A 16,182-nucleotide genomic window follows, 5' to 3' on the forward strand; every position below is an offset into this window, starting at 1 on the left:
AGCGTCCGGCTTCTGCCAAACAAGGCACACAGCCAACACGGCGGTGGCCACCCAGCAAACGAGCCCAACAGCTATCAACTTTCGGCTACGCATTTTTCCCTTCCCTGAAATAGTCGTCGTAGCTGATCGAGTAGTCGATGTGGCGGCGCTGCAGGATGGTGAACCGCCAGAAGGACAGGCCGAAACTCATCACGAAAACCGCTGCGCCTGCCAGCGGATGATCTCGGTGCCGTCATCGACGATGCGGGCGTGCAGGTTTTTGATTTCAAGCATTCTCTTGCTCTATCGTTCCGTTAACTACATATCGCCGGGCTAGGGTAACGGCGACGCCGCTTTCAAGTTCAGCTGCCAAGTCAAATCGCATAATTCCATCCTCGACGGCGTCGGCGGGATTCGGCCACCTGGTGATTTCAAAAATCTCAGGACCGTAGACTTGGATCATCAACTCCGTGCCGTCTTCGCGCCCAGCGCTAATTCGGTTGGCTCCGACTTCGATACTGACGGCGACCTTGCTTTCGGCAGCAAAGCTTCGAAGGTAATTTCCAAGCGACGTTGCCACTTCTCCGCAAATCTGCTCATCGAGTTTGGCCCGATAGTCGTCGGGTAGCTCACCAGAATCCCTGTCAAACTGGTGGACGCGTGCCACCAACGGCGGACCGTTCTCTGCCTCGTCGTCACTCACCCGACACTCCCCTCGAGGCTGATGCCGATCAGCTTCTGCGCCTCTACCGCGAATTCCATCGGCAGCTGCTGGATGACATCCTTGACGAAGCCGTTGACGATCAGCGCGATCGCTTCCTCTTCCGGAATGCCGCGCTGCATGACGTAGAATTTCTGGTCCTCGGAAATTTTCGACGTCGTCGCCTCATGCTCGAACTGCGCCGTCGAGTTCTTGGCTTCCATGTAGGGCACGGTGTGCGCGCCGCACTGGTCGCCGATCAGCAGCGAGTCGCAATTGGTGAAGTTGCGGGCGTTGGTCGCCTTGCGGTGTGCCGAGACCTGGCCGCGATAGGTGTTCTGCGAGAAGCCGGCGGCGATGCCCTTGGAGATGATGCGGCTCGACGTGTTCTTGCCGAGATGGATCATCTTGGTGCCCGAGTCGACCTGCTGGTAGCCGTTCGAAACGGCGATCGAATAGAACTCGCCAGAGGAATCGTCACCGCGCAGGATGCAGCTCGGATATTTCCAGGTGATCGCCGAGCCGGTCTCGACCTGCGTCCACGAAATCTTCGAACGGTCGCCACGGCAGTCGCCGCGCTTGGTGACAAAGTTGTAGATGCCGCCCTTGCCTTCGGCGTCGCCGGGGTACCAGTTCTGCACGGTCGAATATTTGATCTCGGCGTCGTCGAGCGCGACCAGTTCGACCACTGCGGCGTGAAGCTGGTTCTCGTCGCGCTGCGGCGCCGTGCAGCCCTCGAGATAGGAGACGTAGGCCCCCTCCTCGGCGATGATCAGCGTGCGCTCGAACTGGCCGGTGTTCTTCTCGTTCATGCGGAAGTAGGTCGACAGCTCCATCGGGCAGCGCACGCCCTTGGGCACGAAGACGAACGAGCCGTCGGTGAACACGGCCGAATTCAGCGTCGCGTAGAAATTGTCGGAGGTCGGCACGACCGAACCGAGATATTTCTGGACCAGCTCAGGATGCTCGCGGATGGCTTCGGAGATCGAGCAGAAGATGACGCCGGCCTGCGCCAGCTCCTTCTTGAAGGTGGTGACGACGGACACGGAATCGAACACGGCGTCGACGGCGACGCGGCCCGATTTGTAGACGTTGTCGCTGATTTCCTCGAGCTCCGAGACGTCGGTCTTCTGCACGCCGGCGAGGATCTCCTGCTCCTTCAACGGAATGCCGAGTTTCTCGTAGACCTTCAATATCTCGGGATCGACGTCGCTGAGCGAAGTCGGTCCGGGCGTGCTTTTGGGCGCCGCGTAATAGTAGATGTCCTGGAAATCGATCTTGGGATAGTTGACGCGCGCCCAGGTCGGCTCTTCCAGCGTCAGCCAGCGCCGATAGGCTTCGAGGCGCCATTCCAGCATCCAGGACGGTTCGTCCTTCTTGGCCGAAATGAAACGGATGATGTCTTCGCTCAGGCCCTTGGGAGCCTTGTCGACAGCGATCTCGGTTTGGAATCCGTATTTGTATTGGTCGACGTCGATCTTTCGGACCCGATCGATCGTGTCCTGCACAGCAGGCATATGCGTTCTCCATCCACGCCGGGGTCAAGGCCCGACAGTTTTCAAACTATGGCACCGCCGATTGGACGCCGAGCAGCGTCCGCGGCAGCGTAAGTTCAATATAGTGCGCCTCGACCGGAAATTCACCCGGCCAGCATGAAACGCACGGCTCTACCAGGCCGAAGCCCAAATCCGTTTTTCTCAAGCATCGGATTTTCGGTCCGATGCTCAAACCGCTACGCGGCTTTCTCTCTACCCGCCCGGCGCGCGGCAATGCCTGCCAGCGCGGCGCGGAACAGTTCGATGTCCTCGGCTCCGGTCGCGGCACCGACCGACACGCGCAAGGCGCCAAGGCTGTCACCGTACCCCATGGCCTTCAGCACATGGCTCGGCCCAACCTTGCCCGACGAGCAGGCGGAGCCGGCGGAAAGCGCCACGCCCGCCAGATCGAAGGCGATCTGGGCGGTCTCGGCTTTGACGCCGGGAATAGCGAAGAATGTCGTGTTGGCAAGCCTTGGTGCGCCGGCTCCGAAGATTTCCACATCCGGCACCAGCGTCTTGATCGACGTTTCGACCGCATCGCGACGCTGACGCACGGCACCGATGGCGTTCAGTCCGGCCAGGGCTTCTCGCGCGGCGGCGCCAAAACCGGCGATGCCGGGCAGGTTCTCGGTGCCGCCACGGTGGCCCTTCTCCTGGCCGCCGCCATTGATCAGCGGCCTCGGCATCATCAGGTCGGCGGCGGCAACGATGGCGCCAGCGCCCTTGGGGCCGCCGATCTTGTGCGAGGACAGAATCACATAGTCGGCGTATCCAGCCGACATATCGATGGAAACGCGGCCCGCGGCCTGGACGGCGTCGACGGCAAGAATGCCGCCCGCCGCCCTGACGATCTCCGCGATGCGATCGATCGGCTGGATGACGCCGGTTTCGTTGTTGGCGGCGTGGATCGCGACCAGCGGCAAGCCATAGGCCTTGTCGTGACCGCCTAGCGCCGCCGTCAAGGCGTCGAGACTGACGATGCCATCAGCGCCGACACCGATCCGAGTCACCAGGTCCGCCGAGAAGCGTCCGCCATTCAGCAGGCACGGATGGTCGGCCTCGCACACGTAGAGCCGGCTCATGCGAATGGCGCCGCGCCCCATCCGCCAGTCCGGCGTCAGAAGCGTCGAGGCAGCCTCGGTCGCGCCCGAGGTGAAGACGACATGCTCAGCCTTGCCGTTGACCAATGCCGCCACGTCGCGCCTGGCATTGTCGACCAGCCTGCGCGCGGCACGCCCCTCGGCATGGACCGACGAGGGGTTGGCTGCGTCAAACGCCGCGACCATGGCCTCGCGCGCCGCTGAAAGCAGCGGTGCACTGGCATTATAGTCGAGATAGGCGCGTATCGCGGCCATTTTCGTCCAGTTCTTCCCGTCCGACGCCATTCCGGCGACGTATGGCGTTATTTCCTTGAAATTCCAAGGCAAGCCGTCCTATTTACGCGGCTTGCGGCGAGTGCGACCGGGCGATCGCGTTTCGGCCACCCAGTTTTGAACAATTCTAAACTAGCTTCTAGGAAGACGCTCGCCCTGCGTCAAGGTCTGTGGAAGCGCGGCCAGAGGAAGAGTTCCGGGTGCCGCGCACTTGTATATGTCACGTGGAGTATTTCATGCCTGAGGTCATTTTTACCGGTCCGGCTGGCCGCCTGGAGGGACGCTACCAGCCCTCGAAGGAAAAGAGCGCGCCGATTGCCATCGTGTTGCATCCGCACCCGCAGTTCGGCGGCACGATGAACAACAAGATCGTCTATGACCTTTTCTACATGTTCCAGAAGCGTGACTTCACCACACTGCGCTTCAATTTCCGCGGCATCGGCCGCAGCCAGGGCGAGTTCGACCACGGCACCGGCGAGTTGTCGGACGCGGCAGCCGCACTCGACTGGGTGCAGTCGCTGCATCCGGATTCCAAGAGCTGCTGGGTGGCCGGCTATTCCTTCGGTTCGTGGATCGGCATGCAGCTCCTGATGCGCCGGCCCGAGATCGAAGGCTTCATCTCGATCGCGCCGCAGCCCAACACTTATGATTTCTCGTTCCTGGCACCCTGCCCGTCCTCGGGCCTGATCATCCATGGCGACGCCGACAAGGTGGCGCCGCCGAAGGACGTGCAAGGCCTGGTCGACAAGCTGCATACGCAAAAGGGCATCACCATCACGCAGAAGACCCTGCCCGGCGCCAACCATTTCTTTGCCAACGACGCCGATGTGCTGATCGAGGAATGCGCCGACTATCTCGATCGCCGGCTGGCGGGAGAATTGTCCGATCCGCGGCCGAAACGGCTGCGCTAAGACATCAGGCGATCCGTATCCCCGGGCTATGAGCGGGCGGGCAATGCCCGCCTCCTCGACATGTGTCTTGTGTCTTGCCGCCGTGCTGATGGTCCGGCAGCGACCTATTTTTCAGGGGCAATAAGCCGGAACGATGGCTTGCGGACCGGCAATCCTGAAGGTGCCGGACGGAAGATGAAGCCAAGCCTGGCAAAGACCAGTCCGCACGCCAACGCGAAGGCGCAGCCGAGGCCGAAGCCGGCAACGGTGTCGCTCGGATAGTGCGCGCCGACGAAGACCCTGGTCGAGGCGACGCAGGCCGTGACCGCCAAAGCGATGTACCAACGTCGCGGGAACAAAAGCAGCAGGATACCGAACACGGCACCCATCGTCGTGGCATGGCCGGACGGAAAGCCGGCAAAGCGCGCATCGAAGGCAAAAGGGTGCAGCGCAAGGACGCCGAAATCCTGGAAGTAGAGCGGGCGGGCCCTGCCAATGGCATATTTCAGGACATTGACGGTTAGGCCGGACAGGCCAACGGCGCTCAGCACCAGGAAAGCCAGACAAGTCCAACTGTAGACCAGCATCAGCGCGCGCCGCGAAAGGCTTCGCCAATCCGTCAGATTGGCCGCCACAAGCAGCAGCGCGGACGGGATGAGATACCAGCCGCCCAGTCCGAATTGCGTGAAGAACTCGGCAAGCCTGGCCACATCAGGCGACCATTGACCATGCGCCACCCCTGCCGGCGTATCGAGACGGACAAAGGCCGCTGCCGTCAGAAAGACCCAGACCAGGCCCCACGCCCACCACGAAATGTTGGGATAGCGAGCCGGGCGAACGGCAAGGCGCCGTCTTGCGATCTGCAGGGTGTCGCGAAAATTGCCGAGGGATCGGCGTCCTATCCCGAGGAGCGATCTGGAAACTGGAGGACGCGATTTCACGAGCATTGGGAACTCGACCCCATCATTGAAATCATTGCGCTATACCGTAGAGACCGAGCGACAGTTTGTCTCCCGACGAATAGTTGAGGCCGTCGACTTCGGCGAGGCGGTTCGCCGACTTGCCTTGCACGGACAGCATGCCATTCAATTTCTGTTCGTCGCCGATCGGCACCAGGCCCAAGGAGCAAGCAGGATCGGCGAGCAGATGTTCCGCCACGCCACCGACATCGGTCAGCACCGTTTTCGTGCCGACCAGGAACACCAGGCTCGGCTCCTGATAGCGCGCCGAGGCCAGCACGGTCGTGTCGCAAGGTTTGTTGGCGCGCACCGCTTCCTTGATCGCCGGGCTCAGCCAGATCGGCTTCAGCGACGGGGCGATGACCCCGAACAGCAAGGCGTAGGCGATACCCGCACAGGCTGCGGTGGCGCCGATGCGGGGCAGCGGCACCTGCAACTGCCGCGAAAAAGCGAAATAGCCTGCGCCGAGCGCGGCTGCGGCCGCCGGAATGCTCCACCAGGAGAAAGTGTGGGCAAGGTAGATCGGCGCTCCGATGCAGACCGCCGCCAGGCCAAGGCTGACCACGACAAGACCGAATGCGGTCGACCACCACAACCATTGCTGCCAGCGCCTGAGCGGCGCATTGGCATCCTGCGGTTCCAATGTCAGCAGCCAGCCGATCAGCAGCGCCATGCCGGGATAGGCCGGCAGGACATAATGCGGCAGCTTGGTGGGAATGAGTTCGAAGACGAGCCAGAACGGAATGTACCAGGCGAGGCAGAAGCGCAGCCTGACATCGTCGCGCAGACGGTTGAGGGCCTGCAGGCCAGCGCCGACCGCGATCAGGCCGAATGGCCACATGAACAGCGAATAGGTTAGCATATAGAAGCCGGGCGGCAGGCCGTGCGATTCCGCGCCTGACGCGACCTTGCCGAGCATGTCCTTGCCGACGGCCTGCTGCAGGAAAGCACCGTGGCTCTTCCAGGTGATCGCGGCAAGCCAGGGCAGCGCAATCACCAGGATAAGCAGCAAGCCGCGCCCAATCCTGAGTTTCGAGAGCCAGCGCCCATCGCGCTCGAAGGCGAACAGCGCCGCGATGGTCAACGCGGACAGTAGCGGCGCGATCGGCCCCTTGATCAGGATCGCGGCCCCTTGCGCGATCCAGAAGATCCACCAGAGATGGCCGGCGACCGGTTCATTGCGGCGCGATGCGAGATAGATCTGCCCCAGCGCGCCTTGCGCCGCCACGCAGCAGGCCAGCAGCATCGCATCGGTCTTGGCGTCGCGGCCCTCGAAAGCCGTGGCGAAGATCGCGGCCATCACCAGGCCGGCCGCGAGGCCGGCATTGGCACCGAAAAGATTGGTCCCTGTCCAGGCAATCGCCAGCACGGCAATGGCAATGCCAAGTGCCGAAACCGTGCGATAGACCCAGATCGGTGCCTCGGCTCCCTGCCCGCTCAGCGCCACGGCCGCCGATTGCAGCCAGTAGATCCCGATCGGCTTCTGATAGCGCGAGGTCTCCTGAAAGCGGATGTCGACATAGTCGCCGCTCTCGACCATCTGTTTGGTGGCCTGGACGAAGCGCGGCTCGTCACGGTCGATCGGCGGCATGGAAGCCAGCCCCGAAGCCGTCATCGCCAGGCTGAACAGGAAGAGGAAGATGTAGTTCCTGTTCAACGCCATTTTTGAGCCTCTCCGATCATTTCTTTTTGGGCGGTTGCTCAATCGACCTTGGTCATCGCCGCCTTGCGCTCATTGGCGATCAGCCAGAGATTTCTGATGTAGATGAACATGCCCATGGCCTGCCCGGCGATGAACACCGGATCCTGACGCTGGATGGCATAGATCAGAAGCAGGCCGCCGCCGAACAGCGAGAAGAACCAGAAGGCCACCGGCACGACGCTGCGCTTGGCCTTTTCCGAGGCGAGCCACTGCACGACGAAGCGCATGGTGAAGAAGAACTGGGCGATGAAGCCGAGCAGCACCCATGCGTCGAATTGCATGATGAAGACCTGGTGAAGCCAGGTCGCCAATTCCTGAAGCACGTTAACCACGCCTGATTTCCTCTATCTTTGGCATTCTGCGGCGCCTGCGGCGCAACCACCAGACGCCACAGAGATCGAGCACGCCCTGCAGGCCGCGATCGAAAATGCCGTAATTCGATTTGCCGTGCCGGCGCGAGCGGTCGACCACGTCGCAATGCACGACGCGATACCCCTCCTGGATGACCAGGGCTGGAACGAAGCGATGGGTGCCGTCGAAGAACGGCAGTTTGCGCAGGATATCGGTATGAACCGCCTTCAGGCCACAGCCGGTGTCGCGCGTCTCGTCATGCAGGATGGCGTTTCGCAGCCAGTTGGCAAAACGCGACGCCAATTGCTTGACCTTGCTGTCGCGACGCTTGAGGCGCTGCCCTTGCGCGGCGCCGAAATCGGGGCCGGCCTGGCGCAGCGCATCGACCAGAACCGGAATGTATTGCGGATCGTTCTGGCCGTCGCCGTCGATGGTCGCGACGATGCCGCCCCGTGCCGCCCAGGCGCCCGAACGCACCGAGAGGCTCTGGCCCGCGGACTTCTGATGCCGCAACTCGCGTAGCGCAAACGGGCGACGCGCGGCCTGTTCGGATAGCACGGCAGCGGTCTCGTCGGTCGAGCCGTCATTGACGATGATCAGTTCGAAGTCGCGGCCAACCATCGCCGCCTCGATCTCATCGATCAGCAGCGGCAGGTTTGCCGCCTCGTTCCTGCAAGGAATGACAATGGATATCAATGCGTCCGGCATGTCGCGTCGGGGCTCTGTCGTCGGATATGGCATTTTGTGGATGCCGTGCGGTGCCGCTTGAGGTCGTGGGCTGCAAGAACCTTTTGGCGCGGCGCCTCATTACGCCAGCCGAAACGATGAAGCAAGCATCGCAGCCGGATCGCCGCGGGCACCATCCGCGCGGCCGCAAACCGGAATCCACTTTTGCTCATCGCCAACTCTTGGTTGGCGCGCGATCCGGCGCAAAACCGGAATCCACTTTTGCTGATCGCGCTTGGGTGCTAAACGCGCGCGTTCACATATGCCCGCGACGGACCGGGCGTACGCTTCGGGAAAGAAAACATGCCTGCCTTCAAATCCGATTTCCTGCGCACGATGAGCGAGCGCGGCTTCATCCACCAGACCTCGGATGATGCCGGCCTCGACACTGTTTTCGCCAAGGAAACGGTGACGGCCTATATCGGCTTCGACGCCACGGCCAAGAGCCTGCATGCCGGCTCGCTGATCCAGATCATGATGCTGCACTGGCTGCAGCAGACCGGCCATCGGCCGATCGCGCTGATGGGCGGCGGCACGTCGATGATCGGCGACCCCTCCTTCAAGGACGAGGCGCGCAAGCTTCTGACGCCCGCGGATATCGACGCCAATCTCGCCGGCATCCGCCGCAACTTCATGCCCTACCTCAAATTCGGCAGCGGTCCGAACGACGCGGTCATGATCAACAATGCCGACTGGCTGATGGAGATCAACTACGTCAATTTCCTGCGCGATGTCGGCCGGCACTTTTCCGTCAACCGCATGCTTGCATTCGATTCCGTCAAGTTGCGGCTCGATCGCGAGCAATCGCTGTCGTTCCTCGAATTCAACTACATGATCCTGCAGGCCTATGATTTCGTCGAACTCTACAAGCGCCTCGGCTGCCGCCTGCAGATGGGCGGCTCCGACCAATGGGGCAACATCATCAACGGCATCGATCTCGGCCGCCGCATGGAGGATGCGCAACTCTACGCACTGACCACGCCGCTGCTCACCACCTCGTCCGGCGCCAAGATGGGCAAGTCGGCCTCGGGCGCGGTGTGGCTCGATCCGGAGATGCTGAGCCCCTACGAATTCTGGCAATACTGGCGCAACACCGAGGATGCCGACGTTGCCCGTTTCCTGAAACTCTACACCACGCTGCCACTGGACGAGGTCGCACGGCTCGAGCGGCTGGGCGGCTCCGAGATCAACGAGGCAAAGAAGATCCTCGCTACCGAGATCACCGCCCATCTGCATGGCCGCGCGGCCGCCGAACAGGCCAGCGAGACGGCGCGCAAGACCTTCGAGGAAGGCGCGCTCGCCGACACGTTGCCGACCGTCGAGACGGACAAGGCCGCTCTCGAAGCCGGCGTCGGCATCCTGTCGCTGTTGGTCAGCGCTGGGTTGGCTTCATCCAATGGCGAGGCACGACGGCACATCCAGGGCGGCGCCGTGCGCCTGAACGACCAGCCGGTAAGCGACGACCGTCGACTGGTCACGCTTCAGGATTTGAGTCCGGAAAATGTCGTAAAGCTTTCATTGGGCAAGAAAAAACACATCCTGGTGCGGCCGGCCTGAGAGCCCCTTACCGGTACTCGAAGATCGACCTGAATATCCCCGGCGCGATCACCGACAGCGGGTTGACATCGAGCACCGGCTTGTTGGCATTGCCCCTGAGCCGGTAGGTGACGCCGATCAGACCGCGGTCGCGGCCATTGCCCAGAAGCGCGCCGACGATGGGCAGTTCCCCGAAAATGCGGTTGAGGCCGTAGACCGGCATGAAGGTGCCGGTCATATCCATATTGTTGTTCTGGTCGTAGAGGACGCCCTGGAACGTCGTGCCGATGCGCGGGCCGCGCAGCACGCCATTGGTCAGCTTCAGATAGCCACTGCCTTTGTCGATCTCGGCGTAGCCACGTTCGAACTTCACCCGCGACGTGTCGAGCTTGCCATTCACCGCCTGGTTGAGGCTGCGGCTGTCGCCGGCCGGCGTGGTCGAAACGATGGAGGCGAGCTTGGGTTCGTTGACGACGAAGAAGTTGCTGGTGTCGACCTTGCCCTTCATCGGTCCGTCGCTGGCCCCCGTCAGCGCCAGCGTGATCGATCCGCCTTCCATGTGCTCATAGATGTTGAGGAACCGCAGGATGGCTCCGGCGTCCGCCGACTGCACGTTGAGCGAGCGCCTGCCGTCACCGGTGGTGTTGCTGATGGCGATGGCTGCGCCGGAACTCGCCGTCGCGCTGACCTTCAGTCCGTTGACCCTCGAACCAGCCGCACTGTAGTCGAGCTTCAGGTTGGACAGTTGCTCATCGTGGAAGCCGGTCAGCTGATCGATATCGGCGCTGACGGAAATGTTGTCTGTTCCCGTCGTCTTGGTTGCGGTGTCCACGTCGGACGTGAACTGCTTGATGAGCGAACGAGCGTCGAGCGCGTTGCCGGTGATGTCGACCGCATAGCCCTTGCCCGACCGCTTCACCGAAACCGCTACGTCGTCGCCCCTGTTCAAGGTGACCTTGCTGAACTTGGCCGAAGACAGGGCGCCGTTGACCAGCACGATGCTGCCCTCGACGGAGAACGTCTTGCCGTCGAGGTTGAAGTCGGACAGCGTCGTGGTGTCGCCGGACTTGGTCATGACGAAGGTGGCGCTGGCGGGAACCCCCGCCCCCTTGCTCCAGCCGGCCCAGGGAACGTCCACCCTGGCATTGGTCAGGTCGGCCGAGACATTCTGGTTGCCGCTGCCGCTCTTGTCGATCGCGACCTTCACCGTTCCGCCAAGCAGCGGCGTCAGGCCGGGCATGGCGGCGGCGCGGATCTTGTCATCGAGCAGCAGGGCCACCTTGCGGCTGCGCGCCGGCCCGTCATCCGCCAGCGGCTCGACGAGGTCGAGTTCGGCCGGAATGCCATTCAGCGATGCCTTGGCCGAAATGACAGCCTTTTGCGGATCGACTGTGATCGAGCCATCGGCACCGGTCACGGTCTGTCCCTCGAACGGCTTGGCCAGGGACAGGCCGGTGTAGTCGAGCGACACCAGCCAATCGAGCTTCTCGGTATCGACCCCCGACTGCAGCGGAATGTCCGCCTTGACGTGGCCGGTGACGCCGCCGGAAAGGTCCTCCGGCAGAATGCCGACATGGCGCATCGCATTGATCGGTTCGTAGGACGCAAGTTCGGTCACGGCGGACGCATCGCCGGCAACGTCGATATCGAGAGCGCCGATGACCGGCGGGCGGTTGGCTGCCTTGACGGTCAATGTCCCGTTGCTGGCCGCAACCATGCGGCCACTGGGCATGAAGACGGTGCCCGACGACAACGAAATGTCGACGTCGTTGCCGTGGAATCCGACGACGCCCACTGCGTCGCGGATCGGCGGAATGCGGCCTGCCGTGTCGAAACGCGCCCCCTCGATCTGGAAGCGGCCGAAGACCTCGTCGGCGGAAAGCGGCACGCCGTTGCCCAGGCGATCCGGCACCACCTGGAACTGGAGATTGGCGTCTACCACGCGGCCGCCGAACAGATTGTCCAGCACCCAGAGCCGCGCATTGCGCGCCGAAAACCACGGCCACAACTGTTTGACATGGGAGACCGGCATGTTGTGGACGTTGAGCGCCAGATTGATCCCGGGGGCCTTGCCGTCGACGAATTCCACCGTCGCGGTGCCAAGCACCTCACTGGAAGCGGCTGATCGAACGGCGATCTGCTCGGCCACCAATTTGTGGCTTTTGGTCTGATAGACGCCGGCGACGCGGGAGAGGAAGGTCAGCGCGGGCTCCGGCGATTCCGACGGCGCCAAGGTCGAGCCGTCGCTGGTCAGGTCGTAGCGGTAGGCGGGCTCCTCGCCCGCGGCGCCGGACGAGGGCTTTGGCCCGATGGAGCCGGCAAAATCGAAAGTCGAGCGGCCGGTCTTGAGCAGCAACCTGTCCACCTGGATCTTGTTGGAGCCATAGACAAGCGTCGCATTGATATCGGCATTCGCCTGCAGCAGCCCACGCGTGCCAAGATCCAGCACCGACCCGGTGGACGAAAGGGTGGCCGTCAAGCGTGATGCAGTGGCATCTGAGCCCTCCGATCCCGCCAGCTTCAACGCGACGGCTCCAAGCTTGCCGGAACCGGCAGCGGCGGCGCCGGCATCCGCCAGATTGATGCTGGCATGCAGGTCCGTCACCCGGTGCGCGGCGATATCGCGAGTGGCTGAGGCGGCAACGGTGACTGTCCTGCCGTCGACATCCGCCTCGGAAGTAAACTCCATGCCGCCCGGCCCCGACTGGACGACGGTCGCGTCGGCGATCTTGACCAGTTTGATCGACCCGGCATCAGGCAGCACGAATTCGACATTGCGGAGATCGATCCGGCGCATCGAATCTTCCCGCACGGCGTCGAGCGCGCGATGGATGTTGGCGAACACCGCGTCCGACAGTTTCTCCGGATCGACGAGGCCGTCCTGGTTGCGCAGCGCCGCGGTCCAGTCGCCGCCGGACGGCATCGCAGCCGTGACGATGCGGGCATCGGAGATCCTGGCACTGGTCAGCCGCACCTCGCCCCATAGAAGCGGCACCAGGCGCACGCCAAAGCGCACTCGCCCGGCATCCGCCATCGGTTTGCCATCACTGGTCTTCAGGCTGACATCGCTCACCTGCAGCGCGACGAAGCTCGAACTGTCGAGTGTGATGCGCGCGGGCCCGACCGCGACATCGACGTCGACGCCCGCCAGCCTCTCTATGGCACTCTCCGCTTCGACGCGCAGCCGGTCCGACCCGATGCCGGAAAGGCCGATGAGATAGACGGCCACCGCGGCCAGCAGCATGAATGCGGCCAGGCCGGCAAACACGCGCGAAAGCATGCGGAAGCCGCGGCCGATCGCCGCCTGGCCGAGAGGCGGGACACGGCACGCGGACGGCAAGGCCCCCAGGTCGGTGATCTCGTCCCGCCTGAACCTGATCTTCTCGTGCTGGGGTTGCTCCTGATCCACGCAATCTTCCGTTGTACGAATTCGCTCGTGGACGAATCCCCGCTCGACACTATATCGCTGTGGCTGCGCGCGTAACCTCAAACAAGGGCATCGATATGGCCGACCTCGAAGTAGGCGATCTCGCGCCGCAATTCGATCTTCCACGGGATGGCGGCGGGTCGCTCAGCCTGGCGGTATCCGCCGGCAAGCCGGTCGTGCTCTATTTCTATCCGCAGGACGACACGACGAGCTGCACGCAAGAGGCGATCAGCTTCTCACAGCTGAAGCCGGAATTCGAGAAGGCCGGCGCCGTGGTCATTGGCCTGTCGCCCGACAGCGCCAAGAAACACGACAGGTTCAAGTCGAAATACGATCTCACCATCGATCTTGCCGCCGACGAGGAGCGCAAAGTGATCGAGGCCTACCATCTGTGGGTCGAGAAATCGATGTATGGCCGCAAATACATGGGTGTCGAGCGTGCGACGTTCCTGATCGGCCGCGACGGGCGGATCGCCAGGATTTGGCGCAAGGTCCGGGTCAAGGGCCATGCCGAGGCCGTGCTGGAAGCAGTTCGCGCGCTCTGAACGCAGCCAAAGCCCACGCAGGCAATCGACAATTGCGGTCGTTACTCGTCAGATGCCTCGACCTTCGGCTGCCGCCCAGTCCTCCAGGATTTCGAAACATGGCTCACATGATCGGCCAGCGCGGCGAGATGACCACGCAGGCCGCGCGCGCCCATCATCGATGACAGCGTGACTGACTGCGTGGCGAAGCGCCGCTTGAAATCCTCGCCGCCGCAGAGAAAGTCAATTGTGGCAAGACCACGGTCGAGCGACCACTGGATATAGTCCATCATCAGTACCATGCCCGGCGAGCCGCGCTCATATTCGGGATCGTAGGTGGTGACGAAAGCCATCATCGTGCCGTGCTGTTCGAAATTGATCGAGACGGCGACGATCGTGTCGTCAAGCTCCAGCACGAAGATGCGCAACAGCCCGAGGTCGGCCAGCACCGAAATGAGCGCGGCGAGAACCGGCGAGCCCTTATCGAACAGATCCGAGGCACGACCATGCCGGGCGAGCCAGAGGCGCTTCAGCGTCGCGACCCGCTCGAGCACCGGCTCACGCGGGTCCTCCGCATCCAGGAGCCGGAAACGCAAAGCACCGCTCTCTTCCATGAACTTGCGGCCACGACGATAGTTCTGCCGGCCCTTCTTGGACAACGTCTCGAACCATTCCGCCCCGCGCTGCCAGGGACCCGCGACACGATAGCTGATTTCAGTGCGGTGGTTGGGCCGAAGCGCCTTGCCATGGGCCGGTTCCAGCAGGGCATGAACACCGGCATCCGGCAGCAAACGGTTGAGATAGATCAGGTCGAAGCCGCCCTGGTCAAAAACATACTGCCAAAGTCGGGAGATCGCCCGCGGGTCGCTGTCGGGTGCAACCAGCGCGTCGCAATAGTCACTGTGATCCTTCGCCGCCCATTCGAGCATGCGGACGCCGGAGCGCCTAAAGGTCGCGAGCGCTATCACGCCATCGAGCCGGTCGCCGTTCCAGGCAAGCCCGATCCTGAGTGCGCGCCGCTCCTGATGCGGGGTGGTGCGCCACCAAGCCGCGATCCAGTCCGGGTGCTGGAAGACAAGCCCGCCAGCCCGCTGCCAGAGCGCGCTCCAGGCCGGTGCGATCTCGGCCAGGCGCACCGCCGATGTCACGACTTCGAAGGTACGTGTCCGCGGGACCGCAAGCACAACGGGAGCGTTCATGGCCGTGTCCCTTCCGATGATCGCGAGGTGCGTGGCCGTGGCTTACCAGGCCGCATGCGCCTGGCGATATGCCCCCACATCCGCTTCAACGGCATGACGTAAAGGCCGGCGAGCGACTGGTAGTCACGCACATCGCGGTCGACCAGCCCGAACTTGAAGTCCTCGTCGGGCCTCGGCACGCACAATGTTCCGAAGAGCCGATCCCAGAACGAGAAGAGCAGCCCGAAGTTCTTGTCGTAGTGGCGCGGATCGACGCTGTGATGCAACTGGTGCCAATGAGGACACAGGATCAAATTGTTGAGCGGGCCGAACGAGATCTTGAAATGCGTGTGCCTGACGAAATCCATCATCAGGATGTTGCGCATGACGTAGACGTTGACGCCAAAGACGGTCAGTTCGACAAGGTTCAGCGAAATCAGCGACCAGATGCCGAAGCAGAACCCCACGATGAGGCCGTCCCAGGCTCGATTCATCAGCTCGTCGAGCGGATGGACCCTGTCCTTGGTGACCCCGACCATCACCTCGGCCGAGTGATGCACCTTGTGCAGTTCCCAAAGCAGAGGGTAGCGATGCTGGGCGACGTGATAGAGATAATAGGAAATGTCGTAGGCGAGCAGCATGCTGACGGTGAAGATCAGCACCGTCACCGGACCTGCCGGCCCCTCGATCAGAGGCGGCTGAAACTGGAACAGTGTCGAAAACAGCCAGTTGGTCCCGTAGCCCACCGCCGTGACGAAAACGATTCCGGCTGGCAGCATCAGGAAAGGCATCAGGGCCTTCTTCGTGACCCAGAACAGCAGGTCGGCCTTCGCGGAGGGATGGGTGATGACCTCATGCGGGATGACGAACTCGAAAAACTCCTTCCAGCTCTTTTCCTCGACCGTGCGCCAATAGGCCACGAGCGCGCTGACAAGGGCAGTCAGCAGCAAAAGCCCGGTCGCCAGCAGACTGGTGCCCGAAATCTTGTCGAGGATCTTGCCAATCAGATCGTTCAGCATCCCTACCGCCACGGTGAATCCGAAATACCAGCTCGCCTTTACTCGAAAAACGTCAATCAAATGCAATCGAAGACAGTTAAGAAACCCAAGCCTTGCTCTGCGCAAGACAGATCGCTGCTGGCAGAACATTGGTGCTCATCGCCAACGATTTCGCGGCATGGCGGCCGCACCCTGGCGATTTACAAGCAACCTCTTGCCCGCGCTGCGTGCATTCGGCGCCGCGCAGTGGACAAGGCAAACCTTTGTTAACCCTAATAATGTGTAATCGGGCGGTCGTGGT

13 protein-coding genes are annotated in these 16,182 nt (G+C 62.5%); 3 read left to right on the forward strand and 10 right to left on the reverse strand.

Annotated features, from left to right (window positions below; genetic code table 11):
- Window positions 1-265: 265 nt before the first annotated feature.
- The 3 genes from FJ970_RS21765 to FJ970_RS21775 form a co-directional block, all read right to left on the reverse strand.
- On the reverse strand, window positions 266-682 hold the full coding sequence (locus tag FJ970_RS21765; protein WP_140755224.1) for a hypothetical protein: 417 nt from the start codon (window positions 680-682) through the stop codon (window positions 266-268).
- Window positions 679-2,196, reverse strand: coding sequence for a Fe-S cluster assembly protein SufB (gene sufB / locus FJ970_RS21770; protein ID WP_140755226.1), 1,518 nt, complete (start codon window positions 2,194-2,196; stop codon window positions 679-681). Before sufB ends, FJ970_RS21765 begins: the two co-directional genes overlap by 4 nt.
- A gap of 215 nt (window positions 2,197-2,411) precedes the next feature.
- On the reverse strand, window positions 2,412-3,572 hold the full coding sequence (locus FJ970_RS21775) for a cysteine desulfurase family protein (RefSeq protein ID WP_140755228.1): 1,161 nt from the start codon (window positions 3,570-3,572) through the stop codon (window positions 2,412-2,414).
- A 254-nt stretch (window positions 3,573-3,826) separates the two neighbouring features.
- On the opposite strand from FJ970_RS21775, the gene FJ970_RS21780 reads away from it, so the two are divergent.
- Window positions 3,827-4,501: an alpha/beta hydrolase gene (locus tag FJ970_RS21780; protein ID WP_027028091.1), complete on the forward strand. Its 675-nt coding sequence runs from the start codon at window positions 3,827-3,829 to the stop codon at window positions 4,499-4,501.
- Between the two features lie 104 nt (window positions 4,502-4,605).
- Here FJ970_RS21780 and FJ970_RS21785 read toward each other — a convergent pair whose 3' ends face one another.
- Genes FJ970_RS21785 through FJ970_RS21800 form a run of 4 tightly spaced genes read right to left on the reverse strand, consistent with a single transcriptional unit; the run spans window position 4,606 to window position 8,200 of the window.
- A complete protein-coding gene (locus FJ970_RS21785) occupies window positions 4,606-5,427 on the reverse strand; it encodes a phosphatase PAP2 family protein (protein ID WP_140755230.1) in 822 nt (273 codons plus the stop codon).
- 25 nt (window positions 5,428-5,452) lie between these two features.
- Window positions 5,453-7,102 carry an ArnT family glycosyltransferase gene (locus FJ970_RS21790; RefSeq protein ID WP_181178254.1) on the reverse strand — a complete coding sequence of 550 codons (1,650 nt, stop codon included), beginning with the start codon at window positions 7,100-7,102 and terminating at the stop codon, window positions 5,453-5,455.
- Between the two features lie 38 nt (window positions 7,103-7,140).
- Entirely contained in the window at window positions 7,141-7,473 is a 333-nt protein-coding gene (locus tag FJ970_RS21795) for a lipid-A-disaccharide synthase N-terminal domain-containing protein (protein ID WP_140755232.1), read from the reverse strand.
- Window positions 7,466-8,200: a glycosyltransferase family 2 protein gene (locus tag FJ970_RS21800; RefSeq protein ID WP_140755234.1), complete on the reverse strand. Its 735-nt coding sequence runs from the start codon at window positions 8,198-8,200 to the stop codon at window positions 7,466-7,468. Before FJ970_RS21800 ends, FJ970_RS21795 begins: the two co-directional genes overlap by 8 nt.
- Window positions 8,201-8,521: 321 nt before the next feature.
- Here FJ970_RS21800 and tyrS point away from each other — a divergent pair, with 321 nt between their 5' ends.
- Window positions 8,522-9,775, forward strand: coding sequence for a tyrosine--tRNA ligase (tyrS, locus tag FJ970_RS21805; RefSeq protein WP_140755236.1), 1,254 nt, complete (start codon window positions 8,522-8,524; stop codon window positions 9,773-9,775).
- A 7-nt stretch (window positions 9,776-9,782) separates the two neighbouring features.
- Here tyrS and FJ970_RS21810 read toward each other — a convergent pair whose 3' ends face one another.
- Window positions 9,783-13,163, reverse strand: a complete 3,381-nt coding sequence (locus FJ970_RS21810; protein ID WP_140755238.1) for a DUF3971 domain-containing protein — start codon at window positions 13,161-13,163, stop codon at window positions 9,783-9,785.
- Window positions 13,164-13,258: 95 nt separating this feature from the next.
- Here FJ970_RS21810 and FJ970_RS21815 point away from each other — a divergent pair, with 95 nt between their 5' ends.
- A complete protein-coding gene (locus FJ970_RS21815; protein ID WP_140755240.1) occupies window positions 13,259-13,726 on the forward strand; it encodes a peroxiredoxin in 468 nt (155 codons plus the stop codon).
- A 41-nt stretch (window positions 13,727-13,767) separates the two neighbouring features.
- Here FJ970_RS21815 and FJ970_RS21820 read toward each other — a convergent pair whose 3' ends face one another.
- Entirely contained in the window at window positions 13,768-14,904 is a 1,137-nt protein-coding gene (locus FJ970_RS21820; RefSeq protein WP_140755242.1) for a GNAT family N-acetyltransferase, read from the reverse strand.
- Window positions 14,901-15,902, reverse strand: a complete 1,002-nt coding sequence (locus FJ970_RS21825; RefSeq protein WP_140755244.1) for a sterol desaturase family protein — start codon at window positions 15,900-15,902, stop codon at window positions 14,901-14,903. Before FJ970_RS21825 ends, FJ970_RS21820 begins: the two co-directional genes overlap by 4 nt.
- Window positions 15,903-16,182 lie beyond the last annotated feature (280 nt).

It is taken from the genome of Mesorhizobium sp. B2-1-8 (assembly GCF_006442545.2).
In the GTDB taxonomy this organism is placed as follows: domain Bacteria; phylum Pseudomonadota; class Alphaproteobacteria; order Rhizobiales; family Rhizobiaceae; genus Mesorhizobium.

Bases quoted from the DNA above. Each gene is read 5' to 3' on its own strand.
- FJ970_RS21775 (WP_140755228.1), bottom strand. From the start codon at position 3,572: ATGGCCGCGATACGCGCCTATCTCGACTATAATGCCAGTGCACCGCTG.
- FJ970_RS21820 (WP_140755242.1), bottom strand. From the start codon at position 14,904: ATGAACGCTCCCGTTGTGCTTGCGGTCCCGCGGACACGTACCTTCGAA.
- tyrS (WP_140755236.1), top strand. From the start codon at position 8,522: ATGCCTGCCTTCAAATCCGATTTCCTGCGCACGATGAGCGAGCGCGGC.
- FJ970_RS21815 (WP_140755240.1), top strand. From the start codon at position 13,259: ATGGCCGACCTCGAAGTAGGCGATCTCGCGCCGCAATTCGATCTTCCA.
- FJ970_RS21825 (WP_140755244.1), bottom strand. From the start codon at position 15,902: ATGCTGAACGATCTGATTGGCAAGATCCTCGACAAGATTTCGGGCACC.
- sufB (WP_140755226.1), bottom strand. From the start codon at position 2,196: ATGCCTGCTGTGCAGGACACGATCGATCGGGTCCGAAAGATCGACGTC.
- FJ970_RS21800 (WP_140755234.1), bottom strand. From the start codon at position 8,200: ATGCCGGACGCATTGATATCCATTGTCATTCCTTGCAGGAACGAGGCG.
- FJ970_RS21790 (WP_181178254.1), bottom strand. From the start codon at position 7,102: ATGGCGTTGAACAGGAACTACATCTTCCTCTTCCTGTTCAGCCTGGCG.
- FJ970_RS21785 (WP_140755230.1), bottom strand. From the start codon at position 5,427: ATGCTCGTGAAATCGCGTCCTCCAGTTTCCAGATCGCTCCTCGGGATA.
- FJ970_RS21780 (WP_027028091.1), top strand. From the start codon at position 3,827: ATGCCTGAGGTCATTTTTACCGGTCCGGCTGGCCGCCTGGAGGGACGC.